We start from the raw sequence: 13,058 nt of genomic DNA on the forward strand, positions 1-13,058 counted from the left end.
AAAAAAATGAAGCAAGTCTCTTGAGAGACATGGTTAACCAGGTCAAAATAGTCAAGCAGGCCTGCAGGAAGGAACAAGCTCAACATCTCCAGTGGAGTGGCAGGGGGGTGAAGGTTCTGTTTCATGCCACAAAGATAGTGTTTTTAACTAATTCCCCCAAGTTTTCAAACTGAGCCAAGATAAGGACGTGACATATTTTGTATCCAAGGAGCACCTTTATAGTCGATGCGTTGCCACAGCCTGCTTTTATCCTGTTTCTTTTGTAATATATTGGGGATTAATTCTTCAATCGGCTTTCCATCTGCATAAATGGTAATGTCGTAGTAATTGACGGGACCGGGAAGACTTTGTTTCAGTAACCTGTAAATGGCTTCTGTATTTTCGGGCGTGAAAGGTTGATAACCAAAGTTCGCATTGGCATAAACATGCAGCGCTTTTTTACTGTGATTCAGTTCGTAGCGGTCCAGTCTGCACTTGCCGATATTGGCGTATGATGTTTCGAAATTAGTAAAAAAGTCTTTTAAGCGTTGTTCCACATTCCGGTCCGGTTCTTGTGCCGATATCCAGAAGGTACTTACCGCCAGAAACAGAAAAGACGTTATTATTTTCTTTGCCGGCTTAATAAACATAATTGCTTCTATTTGATGATGCGAAGTTAGAAATATTTGTCCGTATTCCCGTATCGGCTCATCTAAATGAAATGAATTATCTTTAATTTTTGCTTTACATTAGCTGTTATGCTTCTGTTTTGTTTTCTTTTTCCTTTCTTGCAGGCTGACGCTTGTCACAAGCTTGGGGAAGAATAAGTGTTTTCTTCCTTTGGGTTAAGTCTTTTTCTACGTCCGGTTATTACGTCCTACTGCGGCAGGACGTACGTTCCATTGCAGTAGGACGTACGTCCCACTGTAGCAGGACGTATATCCCATTGTTGTGGGACGTAATAATCTGCCGCATGAAAAGTCTTAATCTGAAGGACGAAAATGCTTGGCCTGTCTTATGGAATATTTAAAAGGAGGTGTGTCAAAATAAAAATGGTCTATCAAATCTTAACAGTAGGGGCAGGGTTTGCCTGCCCGAACCAACAGTCACTAATACACAAAGCAAACTGTTTTTTTGAAGAGGAAACCTCGCCCCTGCCGGCAAAATGATAGCATCATCAACGTTTAGACACACCCCTTTTGCTGTTTTATTTTAAAAAGAAAGATTATTGAATATTCCCGATAGTAAATAGTTCAGGATGCTTTCCTTTGAAATCTTTATAATACAATTTAATTTCACGCATATCTTTCTCTATATCCCCGCTAGGGTGAATCACTTTTTCGGCAGTGATACATTTTTTTTCGTAGTCTATAGCTACTAATATGATGGGCAGACCGGCTCCTTGGGCAATATAGTAAAACCCTTTTTTCCAATTCGGATTTGCTTTGCGCGTACCTTCGGGAGTAATGGCCAAATGAAATTTTTTGCTCGACTTGGCAATGTTTATCATCTGGTCTACCAATGAACTCTTGCGGCTGCGGTCTACCGGAATACCTCCCATCCAGCGGAAGATAGGTCCCAAAGGCCAGAAGAACCAGTCTTTTTTCATCATGAAGCCGGTTTCACGGCCAATAGCCCCCATAAACAGTTTACCGATAAACAAATCCCAATTGGTGGTATGCGGAGCTGCACAAATAATATATTTGTCATAATCGGGAACGGAGACTTTGGTCTTCCATCCCAACAGTTTGTAGTAGATAAAACTACAAATAGCTTTCTTCATTCTTTAAATCCGTGTTATGCTTTTGATGCTTTTTCCATTTCGTCTGCCACTATTTTTATTTCTTTGTCCAGGTCTTCATGCAATCTCTTATAGAAGCCTTTTACATTGCCCGGCTCGGTGTGGCTGATACGCGGAATCAATGCCAACACGTTATGTATTGCGTGAATAACTGCTTCACGGTTAACACCTTCCATCAAGGTAGCAAAAAATAAATCGCTTGCTATATAGGTTATTTTTTTCTTTAAATTTCTTCTACTTGCCATAATTGTAATGTTTTTAAGTTAATACAAAAATCTAATTTCGCGGTAAAGTTAGCATTTTTATTTGTATACGTTTTCATATTTGCGAAAAAAGAGCGAAATTTGCACGTGATTTCTAAATGAGTTTATACACCTTTAAATAGAATAATAGAATATGACTAAAAGTGCATTACAAATTGCCAGAGCTGCTTATCAGCCCAAACTTCCTAAAGCGTTGAAAGGCGCAGTTAAAGTTAAGGAAGGTGAACCTACACAGTCTGTAGCTGACCAGGAAGCTATCAAAGCATTGTTCCCTAACACATACGGAATGCCGTTGATACAGTTCGTTGAAGGCGAAGCTGTTAATCTGCCTGCTATCAATGTAGGTGTAATTCTGTCCGGTGGACAGGCTCCCGGCGGACACAATGTGATTTCAGGTTTGTTCGACGGTATCAAGGCGCTGAACAAAGACAGCAAGTTGTTTGGTTTCATTCTGGGCCCCGGTGGTTTGGTTGACCATAACTATATGGAGCTTACTGCTGATATCATTGACGAATACCGCAATACGGGTGGTTTCGATATCATCGGTTCGGGACGTACCAAACTGGAAAAAGAAGAACAGTTTGATAAAGGTTTGGAAATCATCAAAGAACTGGGCATCAAGGCATTGGTAATCATCGGTGGTGATGACTCTAACACCAACGCTTGCGTATTGGCAGAATATTATGCAGCCAAGAATTGTGGCGTACAGGTAATCGGTTGTCCGAAGACTATCGATGGTGACTTGAAGAACGAAATGATTGAAACTTCTTTCGGTTTCGATACTGCTTGTAAGACTTATGCCGAAGTTATCGGTAATATCCAGCGTGACTGTAACTCTGCACGTAAATACTGGCACTTCATTAAATTGATGGGACGTTCTGCTTCTCATATTGCTTTGGAATGTGCTTTGCAGGTTCAGCCTAACGTATGTATCATTTCTGAAGAAGTTGAAGCTAAAGATATGTCTTTGGATGATGTAGTAACTTACATCGCTCAGATTGTAGCCGACCGCGCTGCTCAGGGTAACAACTTCGGTACAGTATTGATTCCTGAAGGTTTGGTAGAGTTTATTCCTGCCATGAAGAGATTGATTGCTGAATTGAACGACTTCCTGGCTGCTAATGCTGCGGAATTTGCTTTGATTAAGAAATCTCATCAACGTGAATATATCATTTCTAAGTTGTCTAAAGAAAACTCGGCTATCTATGCTTCACTGCCCGAAGGTGTAGCCCGCCAGTTGTCATTAGACCGTGACCCGCACGGAAACGTACAGGTATCATTGATTGAAACAGAAAAACTGTTGTCTGAAATGGTAGCTACCAAATTGGCACAATGGAAAGAAGAAGGCAAGTATGTTGGTAAGTTTGCTGCTCAGCACCACTTCTTCGGTTACGAAGGACGTTGCGCTGCTCCGTCAAACTTCGATGCCGATTATTGTTATTCATTGGGCTACACAGCATCTATGTTGATTGCTAACGGCAAGACCGGTTATATGTCTTCAGTTCGCAATACGACAGCTCCTGCTGCAGAATGGATTGCCGGTGGTGTGCCTATCACAATGATGATGAATATGGAACGTCGTCACGGCGAAATGAAACCGGTTATCCAGAAAGCATTGGTGAAACTGGACGGTGCTCCTTTCAAGAAGTTCGCTTCACTGCGTGACAAGTGGGCTACTGAAACAGATTATGTATATCCGGGTCCTATCCAGTACTTCGGTCCTACAGAAGTTTGTGACGAGCCGACCAAGACTTTGCAGTTGGAACAAGGTAAATAATTCTAAATAGAAATATTAATATTGTAGGGGCGAGTTGTTTTCGTCCGGATGCACTTCATGTTGTGTTTTCGGGGGATTCAGTTCGCCCCTGCTTTGAATAATTCGGCATATATCAGCACTAAATGAGTAAGCAACCGCCCATATCGGTGGTAAATAAGCCACGTAAGACAACTTCCCGAAAATCTTCTTCTCCGCGCAAATCGCGGAAGAAAGATGCTTCGCCTCATAAAAAGAAGGTAGTCAAGAAATGGGAAATACCGACGGGGCTTTATTATATCCTGATGGGAGCAATCACCGTTGTGTTTTTAAGTGCTTTCTTCTATTTCTTCATTCGTCCTTATTCTTATCGTTGGAAACCTTGTTATGGGCTGAAGGCATACGGTGTATGCATGCCGGCGGGTTTTCATATTCATGGTATTGATGTTTCCCATTATCAGGGAAATATTGACTGGCAACGACTGACTCAGACCCGTCAAAGTCAATTCCCTATCCATTTCATCTTCATGAAAGCCTCTGAGGGCGGAGATTATGGTGATCGTGTTTTTCAGGCAAATTTTGATTCAGCCAAGGCTTATGGATTTATTCGCGGAGCTTACCATTTCTATAATCCGAAAACAGACCCGGTTCGTCAGGCTGATTTCTTTATCAATTCCGTAAAGTTGGACACAGGTGATTTACCTCCCGTACTCGATATCGAAAAGCGTGGAGATGATGTCCGGACTCTTCGTCGGGATTTAAAAATATGGCTGGATAAAATAGAGAGACATTATAAAGTAAAGCCTATTCTTTATACTTCTTATAAATTCAAGACCCGCTATCTTAATGATTCTATATTTGATTCTTATCCTTATTGGATTGCTCATTATTATGTTGATTCGGTGGAATATAAAGGCAACTGGAAATTCTGGCAGCACACTGATGTGGGTACACTTCCCGGCATTAGGGAAAAGGTGGATTTGAACATATTCAATGGCTCATTGGAGGAATTGAAATGCATGACTATCCGTTGAGGCATTTCATAAAAAAACAGACTATCTGTTCGGTTTTAGGTGAAGTGTTCGTTTTCGGACATTGGATTTGTTTTTTTATTGGTTTGATTATCAATATGATATGACTTTGGCATATACTTTGTGTTTGAGAATAAAGAAACAAAGTATGTGTATATTATGATAAGAACGTATTTTAATCAAGCTTTTCATTTAATCAGGCAGAATCCATTGTTCAGTGGTTTCTATATACTTGGAACCGGATTGGCCATATCGATGGTTATGTTATTGGTTGTTATTTATTATATAAAGGTAGCAGGAATTTATCCGGAGACTAATCGTGCGCGGATGATGGTTATATCGGATGTGCACATGCAGAGTGTTGATAATTCCAATTCTAATTCGACGGGTCTGATAGCCTACAATATAGTGAAAGACCTTTTTTACAATCTGAAAGGTACAGAAGCGGTTTCTGCTATAGGAACTTATGTGGCAGGAGATGGTTATGCTCAGTTGCCTTCTTCAAAACATCGCATACCGGTAGTTCAAAAAGCAGTGGATGTTGCCTTCTGGAAAGTTTTCGATTTTGACTTTGTAGATGGAGCTCCCTTTAGCGAATCCGATTTTGCCAGTGGCATTCATCACATTGTCATTTCAGAGGAAGTGGCGCAACGGATTTTTAATACTTCGAAGGTGGTGGGCAAGTATCTTACGATAGATTTTGTGGAGTATAAAATATGTGGAGTTGTCAAAACCCCCAGTTATGCCACGGAACTGAGCTATGCACAAGTATGGATTCCATATACTTGTTTTCCGGGGTATGATAAGTATAATCAATACGATGCGCTAGGTGCCTATGAAGTAGTCATATTGGCACGTTCCTCTTCCGATTTTGACAGCATAAAAGCTCAGGTAGATGAATTTACCCGAAAGTTTAATGCTATTTCTCATGATGGCTATAAACTGCTTTGGCATGGACAGCCTTATGCTTACTGGAAAACATTATTCCGTGTGGACTCTATGACGGACTTGGATTTTATGAAGATTTTCCGTCAGATAGGAGCTGTTTTGCTGATGCTGTTGTTAGTGCCGGCATTGAATTTATCGGGCATGATATCGGGACGAATGGAAAAACGTTTGCCCGAGATAGGAGTGAGAAAAGCATTTGGAGCAACGTCTTGTGTCTTATTTTCACAAATAATCTGGGAGAACCTGATTTTGACTGTTATTGGCGGTTGTCTGGGTTTGATTATATCTTATGGAATGGTGTTATTATCTAAAAATTGGCTGCTTACTTTGCTGGACGACAATGTAACGGCGTTACCTGATGGGGTAGGTGTGAGTATAACTCCTCAAATGCTGTTCAGTCCTGTTCTGTTTATGGCTGCCTTCCTGATATGTGTGATGATAAATTTGTTCTCAGCCGTTATTCCGGCATATCTTTCTCTGCGAAAAGATATTGTGTATTCCATTAATAAACAAAAATAAGAGGTTATGTGGCATCATATATTTAGAAACCTTTGGAATTCGCGTAAGCGTAATGTGTGGATATTGTTGGAGTTGATTGTTATTGCCATTGTATGTTGGATGGTAATCGATCCCTTATTTGTTATTTTCTATAATAAGTCGATTCCGGATGGCTATGAGGCAGATGGGTTGTACAGGCTTCAGCTTTCTGTGGTTCCTTCTGATGAAGAAATTCGCCCGGAAGATTTCCGGAAATTGATGGAACGGCTTCGAAGTCATGAGCAAATCGAATCGGCTACTTATGTAGTCAATAACCACTATCCTTGTTCGCGTGGAAACAGTTTTAATAATCTTACTTTGGACACAATGAGTGTTCGTGTTGCTTTTATGGATTTTGTTCCGCACACCGATTTCTTTCAAACCTGGCGAATACGTTCGGTCAAAGACGGTACTTGGGAAAGCCTCGAAAATGCCGAATATACGGTGAATAGTATTTTGATGACTTCGGATGCTGCTGCTTGTCTTTCGCCCGATAAAGATCTGACCGGAGGTGTGGTTTATGCAAGAGATAGTGTTCCTCTGAAGGTAACGGCGTTAATTCAACCGGTCAAAATGAAGAGTTGTATGCAGCCTTATTATCTTCGTCTCAATGCACGTACTGACGGCATTCCGTCATGGGCCTATGAGGGAGGTTTGACTGTTTTTGCCCGTACAAAACCCGGAGTTGCGGAAACTCGCTTCATTGAGGATTTTATTCCTTGGATGGAAGAGTATTTGGCAGTGGGGAGGTTGTTTATCAGCAAGATTGAACCTTTCAGTAAAGTACGTGAGCAAAGTGATTTAAAAGAAGGAGCTACCAGTGAGATTCGTATTAAATATGCCCTTTGCTATTTCTTTCTGGTGAATTTGTTTTTAGGAGTCAGCGGGACATTTTGGTTGAGTACCCGTACACGTCGGGAGGAAATGGGAGTGAGATTGTCTTATGGGGCGTCTCCCGGACATATTCGTCTTTTATTATTGGGTGAAGCCGGTATGTTGACTACCATAGCAGTATTGATAGGTTGTCTTGTTTATTTTCAATGGGTGCTGAAAGATGGATTTTATGTGTTGTCGAGTATGACGCCCGGTGATAATATGCGTTATATTACTAATCATTTTACAGTTCATTTTCTGATAGTGTCGTTGATTGTATATCTTATCATGATGATAGTAACATGGATTGGAGTATGGATACCGGCTTATAATATCAGTAAAATATCTCCTGTAGAAGCACTGAAAGACGAATAATGTTTTTATATTTGCCGTATGAATATAGTAATGAATATATTGTGGATTGTTTTGGGCGGACTGTTTATTTGCATAGAATACATTATAGCGAGCCTGTTGTTAATGGTCACCATCATTGGAATTCCTTTTGGTCTGCAGACATTGAAGCTGTCAGTTTTGGCACTTTGTCCGTTTGGTATGCAGGTGCGCAGTTGCCCCGGCGGTGAGGGTTGCTTGAGTGTTTTGATGAATATACTTTGGATATTGGTAGGAGGTATTTGGATAAGTTTGTCTCATTTAGCTTTTGGTTTGTTATTATGCATCACTATTATCGGTATTCCATTTGGTTTGCAACATTTCAAGTTGGCTGGACTGGCACTTACTCCTTTCGGGAAAGAGATAGTTTAAGTCGTGCTGTCATAGAAAAAGAGTGTGTCAAAACGTGAATAATACTGTCGTTTCGTTGGTAGGGGCGAGGTTCGCTCGCCCGAAAACAGTTTGCTTTGTGTCTTCGGGCAGGCAAACCCTGCCCCTACAGCTACGATGGGATAGGCCGGTTTAGTTTTGGCACACTCCCTTTTTCTATGAATGTTATTTTTCTCTGTTATGATAGATTAATATCCGGGATTCTGTTTGATGTTCGGATTCTTATCAAGTACGTCCGTTTGAGAGAATGGCAAATAACGGTTCTTCGGAGCAAACTTACGTGTTTCAATTGTTGCTGTGCCGGTAACTTCTGCACGTTTGTACGGATCGGTTTCACTGTAATTGATAGCACCGGTAATACGTTTTAAATCACCGCTCATTAAAGTTTCTGCCAACATCTTGCCACCGGCGTCTTTCCAACGCAGGATATCTGCACGGCGTAAACCTTCACCTGCAAATTCTACGCAACGTTCACGACGAATCAATTCACGTAATTTATCCTGAGTATCATATTTAGTTCTGACTACTTTAGGCATACCTACGCGTTCACGAATCTGGTCGATATAGTTGTACACTTGATCTGATGGACCGTTTAATTCGTTTTCGGCTTCTGCCCAACTTAACAGTACTTCTGCATAACGGAATATGATAACACAGGCAGCCGTATTCCAAATATTAGAATACTGTTCGTATGGATCTAGATATTTGGCCCATGTTAAAGCTGTTTTTGAGGCATTGTCTGTATAAGTAGGAAAGTTCTTGTTTTTTGAACCGTCTGCCAGCTTCTCATCCAGTGTATTCAATATCTTTCCTCTCCATTCTTGTCCGGGATAAAGAATAGTCATATCCATGCGCGGGTCACGATTGGCAAAAGGATGTTTGGCATCATAATAGCCTGTAGCTTCTTCTTTAGTCAAACCATTGTCCATTTCATACATGTCTACCAAATTTTGAGTAGGAACAATTGAAGACCATCCTGCATCATCATTATTATACATTTGACCGATAACGCCCAGTCCGAAGACACTTTCGAGGCGTTGATCTGCCAATATGATTTCTTTAGAATCTACACCTGACAGTTTGAATAAGTTTTCATAATCAGAATCCAGTTCGTATTGTTTTAAATCGATGATAGCCTGAGCTGCATCTTTTGCTTTCTGCCAGTCACCGTAATATAGTGCTTCGCGCATTTTGGTAGCCAAAACAGCTCCTTTGGCAATACGTCCGCGTGCTGCCGGAGTGGTGTTGATGGCTGTAAGTGCATCGTCCAAGTCCTGTGCAATCTGTTCGCGTACTTCCGCTTCCGTATTACGCGGTACCTGTGCTTCTTCGGCCGTAGTATAAGAACCGATGATAGGTACACCGCCATACCACCAGTTCATAATGAAATATCTATAGGCACGGATGGCTTTGGCTTCTGCTATCAGTTCTTCTTTCTTACCTGCAGTAGTGAATTCTACATTGTCGATGTTTTCTAACACTGTATTACAACGGCGGATAATGGCAAAATCATAGAATGAAGCACCTGTGTTACCGCTGGATAAGGAACCGTCTCCCCAAGGACGCCATCCTTCCCATGAAAAATTATTGTAACCTATGTCGGAACCGCAATCTAAATAAAGAATGGACGATGGATCTAATAATCCATTGTAGCAACCTACTACAAAACTCTCGGCATCAGTTTCTGTTTTCCAGGTTGTTGCAGGAGAAAGGGCATCTTTCGGAGCTGTATCCAGAAAATCTGAACATGAAGCAGACAGCAATGCGATACCTGCTAATAAATATGTTGATAAACGTTTCATATTATTCTGTATTAATTAAGTGATTATAAAAAGTTTAGAATGTAATGTTGACTCCGAATGAATGTGTTTTATTCAAAGGGTAACTAGACAAACGTTCACTGACTGTTTCCGGGTCTACATTAATTGGCATATCGTCAAATGTCAGCAAGTTTTCTGCTGAATAGTATACACGCAGATTCTGAATACCCCATTTCTCTATCCAATTTTTAGGAAGAGTATAGCCTAATTGTATGGTTTTCATACGGAGATAGCTTGTGTCCATAATCCAGAAATCGGAAAGTACATTCGAAGCTTCACTTGGAGATACACGTGCTTCTGCTATGCGTGGCATGCTTGCATTTTTGTTTTCGGGTGTCCAGCTATCCAACCAGGCAGTTGACGGATGTCCTGCGCTACCGGAGAATTCACCGAATGCTTCCTTGGTAAATGCATATCCTACACCGGCAGCACCATTGAAGTTCATTGACAAGTCTACGTTCTTATAACCGACATTAATATTGAAGCCAAATGTGAATTTCGGATCTTTGGTTCTATAAAGCTCGCGGTCATCAGCCGATATTTTACCGTCACCGTTTGCATCTACATAGCGTAAGTCACCTGCCTTGAAATCTTGTCCGAAAGGATATCCGTCCATTGCAGAGTATTTGGCTTGCCATGCAGCAGCTTCTTCATCAGACTGGAAAAATCCGTCTGTGCGATATACGAACCATGAATTAATAGGAGAACCCACTTCACGCATGAAGCTGCCATCGGCCATACGGTCTACTCCACCCAAGTTTTCAATGGTATTCTTGTTGTAGGCAAAGTTTCCTGAAACACCGAAGGTCCAATCGTTCCATGTATCGTTGTAGGCCAACTGAACTTCAATACCACTATTCTTCATTGCACCTACATTATCTTTGTATGCACCCAAGGCAAATTCTTTAGGTACGGAGACATTCATGATGATATCTGTGGTCTTTCTGTTGTAGTAGTCAATAGAACCGGTCAGCTTATTGAATAAAGTGAAGTCTATACCGATACCCCAAGTGGTAGCTTTTTCCCAAGAAAGAGAAGCCATTTTGTATGAACCTTGATAGTATCCTGTCACTAACGAACCTCCGAACGGATAGTTGGCGCCGAGGTTGTATGTATTCATCCATGGATAGTAGTCTCCTCCGGTCGGAGTACCGTTTCCCAAAGCATCCTGGTTTCCCAGCTGACCCCAAGAACCGCGAATCTTAAGGCTTGACAACCAACTGTCTCTTAAGGTTTCCATAAATGATTCTTCACTGATGCGCCATGCACCGGAGAATGAAGGGAAGTATCCCCAACGGTTGCCCGGAGCAAAACGAGAAGATGCATCGGCACGGAAGTTAGCTTCGAATAAATATTTTCCTTTATAATCGTAGTTGATACGACCAAAGTATGACAACATATTCAATTCTCGTGTAAAACCACTATTGGTTTGAGTAGCAGTTGCACCTGCATTCATATCGTCCAATTCATTGTTTGGGAAATTTTCACGGTACATATCATTGTAGCGTACATCGTATGCTTCTGCATGATAACCTAACATTGCTTTTAAGTTGTGATCACCAAATTGCTTGTCGAAATTCAACAAAGCATCAAAGTTATACCGGGTCCAGTTTGTAAATGACTCAGTTAAGCTGTTAGGACGTGCGGCCTGTGCCGGGTCATTATTGATTTTCTTTACGAAAGCCTTGTAGTGTTGGTCATCATTAACATAAGCTCCCGATACGGTTGCTGTAAGGCAATCCAAAATTTTGTAATCAACAGACAACATACCGGTAAAGTTCTGGTTATATTTATCTACTGTAGATTTTGAATCCAACCATGCAATCGGGTTACCGTCATTAGTTGAACCATAAGTTCCATCTTCATTCTTGATAGGAATCATCGGGCTTAGGATGTTGAGCTGACGGATAATCTGGTCTGAAGAACCGCCACCATAGTTTGAGTTAGGGTCTTTATAATCATTCTTGATATAGGACAAATTCATACGCACATGCCATTTCTTGGTTATATCTACGTCTAAATTCATACGTCCGTTAAACTGGCTGCGTTCTGAATTCGGAAGGATACCCGTCTGCCCCAGATAACCGACAGAAGCCATATATCTTGCATTCTCTGTACCACCGTTGATGCTTACATTGTGCTTATGCAGAACACCTGTTTTATAGGCAGCATCATTCCAATCGGTATTAGGATGTCCGTATGGGTCGGAACCATTCTCGAATAAACGGATGTCTTCGTCCGAATAACGATGTGGGTTATTATTATCATCGTCAATGCGATTGTACAGTCTGGCATAATCGGCAGAGCTTACACGGTCAATGGTTGCCGTTGCATTTTGAATACCGACATATCCATTATACGAGATACGGGGAGCACCGGTCTTACCGCGTTTGGTGGTAATCAAAATTACACCGTTAGATGCTTTAGAACCATAGATAGCTGCAGAAGAAGCGTCTTTCAATACGGAGATACTTTCAATATCATTAGGGTCAAGGTCGTTCATGGAACCACTTTCTACACCGTCAATCAAGATATAGGGAGATGCATTATTCAACGTTCCTACACCGCGGATTCTGATATTACTTCCGTCTTCACCGGGACGTCCCTGACCTGCAGTAATTGTTACACCCGGCATCAAGCCTTGCAAACCGCTTGATACATTCGAAATAGGGCGATTGGTTAACTCATCGCTGTTTACTTGTGCAACGGCACCGGAGAGGTTAGCCTTTTTCTGTACACCGTAACCTACAACAACAACTTCACTCAGGACTTCTGTGTCATCTTTCAACACTACATTGAGAGTCCCACCATTCCATTTGATTTCTTGTTTTTGATACCCTACATAGGAGATTACGATGATATCTCCTTTCTTCACGTTAGTTAAGGCGAAATTACCTTCAAAGTCGGTAATTGCTCCGTTGGTGGTTCCTTTCACTATTACAGAAGCACCAATAATGGATTCTCCCGTGGCGTCTTTCACAATACCTTTACATGTTTCATTTTGTTGTACGATAGCAGAAGTGTTAACTTCGGAAGCTGTAACAGCAGAAATGGTTCCTGTAGAGAATGTTCCCAAGAACAATAACATGCTAACTGATTTCAGTCGTTTTAACATAATATTGAATTTTAAAGTGTTTGATTGAAATTCAAAGTTCTAAAAGGATAAGTTCTTCTAGAACTATGTTTTTTCAATATGATTTAGATTAATGGCGCAAATATATAATATTTTTAAAAAAGACCAATCATTTTTGAAAACTATCTTTGTTTTTCTCT

The 13,058-nt window shown here is 41.0% G+C and carries 10 protein-coding genes; 5 read left to right on the forward strand and 5 right to left on the reverse strand.

The window, feature by feature from the left end:
- Positions 1-164 precede the first annotated feature (164 nt).
- The 3 genes from HMPREF1534_RS17150 to HMPREF1534_RS17140 all read right to left on the reverse strand — a co-directional run bounded on the left by HMPREF1534_RS17150 (position 165) and on the right by HMPREF1534_RS17140 (position 2,025).
- Positions 165-629 (reverse strand): hypothetical protein, encoded by a 465-nt coding sequence (locus HMPREF1534_RS17150; protein WP_005936229.1) that lies wholly within the window; start codon positions 627-629, stop codon positions 165-167.
- Positions 630-1,204: 575 nt separating this feature from the next.
- Positions 1,205-1,762, reverse strand: coding sequence for a lysophospholipid acyltransferase family protein (locus tag HMPREF1534_RS17145; protein ID WP_005936232.1), 558 nt, complete (start codon positions 1,760-1,762; stop codon positions 1,205-1,207).
- A gap of 14 nt (positions 1,763-1,776) precedes the next feature.
- Entirely contained in the window at positions 1,777-2,025 is a 249-nt protein-coding gene (locus tag HMPREF1534_RS17140; RefSeq protein WP_005936234.1) for a hypothetical protein, read from the reverse strand.
- Positions 2,026-2,176: 151 nt separating this feature from the next.
- On the opposite strand from HMPREF1534_RS17140, the gene HMPREF1534_RS17135 reads away from it, so the two are divergent.
- From HMPREF1534_RS17135 to HMPREF1534_RS17115, 5 genes are all read left to right on the forward strand, one after another.
- On the forward strand, positions 2,177-3,820 hold the full coding sequence (locus HMPREF1534_RS17135) for a diphosphate--fructose-6-phosphate 1-phosphotransferase (protein ID WP_005936237.1): 1,644 nt from the start codon (positions 2,177-2,179) through the stop codon (positions 3,818-3,820).
- Positions 3,821-3,942: 122 nt separating this feature from the next.
- Complete coding sequence (locus HMPREF1534_RS17130) at positions 3,943-4,830, forward strand: glycoside hydrolase family 25 protein (RefSeq protein WP_005936241.1); 888 nt, start codon at positions 3,943-3,945, stop codon at positions 4,828-4,830.
- Positions 4,831-4,986: 156 nt separating this feature from the next.
- Positions 4,987-6,294 (forward strand): ABC transporter permease, encoded by a 1,308-nt coding sequence (locus tag HMPREF1534_RS17125; protein WP_005936245.1) that lies wholly within the window; start codon positions 4,987-4,989, stop codon positions 6,292-6,294.
- Between the two features lie 6 nt (positions 6,295-6,300).
- Positions 6,301-7,560: an ABC transporter permease gene (locus HMPREF1534_RS17120; protein ID WP_005936249.1), complete on the forward strand. Its 1,260-nt coding sequence runs from the start codon at positions 6,301-6,303 to the stop codon at positions 7,558-7,560.
- Between the two features lie 18 nt (positions 7,561-7,578).
- Positions 7,579-7,947 (forward strand): YccF domain-containing protein, encoded by a 369-nt coding sequence (locus HMPREF1534_RS17115; RefSeq protein WP_005936252.1) that lies wholly within the window; start codon positions 7,579-7,581, stop codon positions 7,945-7,947.
- Positions 7,948-8,153: 206 nt separating this feature from the next.
- Here HMPREF1534_RS17115 and HMPREF1534_RS17110 read toward each other — a convergent pair whose 3' ends face one another.
- Positions 8,154-9,767, reverse strand: coding sequence for a RagB/SusD family nutrient uptake outer membrane protein (locus HMPREF1534_RS17110; protein ID WP_005936255.1), 1,614 nt, complete (start codon positions 9,765-9,767; stop codon positions 8,154-8,156).
- 34 nt (positions 9,768-9,801) lie between these two features.
- Entirely contained in the window at positions 9,802-12,900 is a 3,099-nt protein-coding gene (locus tag HMPREF1534_RS17105; protein WP_005936258.1) for a SusC/RagA family TonB-linked outer membrane protein, read from the reverse strand.
- Between the last annotated feature and the right edge of the window lie 158 nt (positions 12,901-13,058).

The sequence above is a fragment of the Phocaeicola massiliensis B84634 = Timone 84634 = DSM 17679 = JCM 13223 genome (assembly GCF_000382445.1).
Lineage (GTDB): Bacteria > Bacteroidota > Bacteroidia > Bacteroidales > Bacteroidaceae > Phocaeicola > Phocaeicola massiliensis.

Coding starts and splice junctions, on each gene's coding strand:
- HMPREF1534_RS17150 (WP_005936229.1), bottom strand. CDS start 629: ATGTTTATTAAGCCGGCAAAGAAAATAATAACGTCTTTTCTGTTTCTG.
- HMPREF1534_RS17145 (WP_005936232.1), bottom strand. CDS start 1,762: ATGAAGAAAGCTATTTGTAGTTTTATCTACTACAAACTGTTGGGATGG.
- HMPREF1534_RS17140 (WP_005936234.1), bottom strand. CDS start 2,025: ATGGCAAGTAGAAGAAATTTAAAGAAAAAAATAACCTATATAGCAAGC.
- HMPREF1534_RS17135 (WP_005936237.1), top strand. CDS start 2,177: ATGACTAAAAGTGCATTACAAATTGCCAGAGCTGCTTATCAGCCCAAA.
- HMPREF1534_RS17130 (WP_005936241.1), top strand. CDS start 3,943: ATGAGTAAGCAACCGCCCATATCGGTGGTAAATAAGCCACGTAAGACA.
- HMPREF1534_RS17125 (WP_005936245.1), top strand. CDS start 4,987: ATGATAAGAACGTATTTTAATCAAGCTTTTCATTTAATCAGGCAGAAT.
- HMPREF1534_RS17120 (WP_005936249.1), top strand. CDS start 6,301: ATGTGGCATCATATATTTAGAAACCTTTGGAATTCGCGTAAGCGTAAT.
- HMPREF1534_RS17115 (WP_005936252.1), top strand. CDS start 7,579: ATGAATATAGTAATGAATATATTGTGGATTGTTTTGGGCGGACTGTTT.
- HMPREF1534_RS17110 (WP_005936255.1), bottom strand. CDS start 9,767: ATGAAACGTTTATCAACATATTTATTAGCAGGTATCGCATTGCTGTCT.
- HMPREF1534_RS17105 (WP_005936258.1), bottom strand. CDS start 12,900: ATGTTAAAACGACTGAAATCAGTTAGCATGTTATTGTTCTTGGGAACA.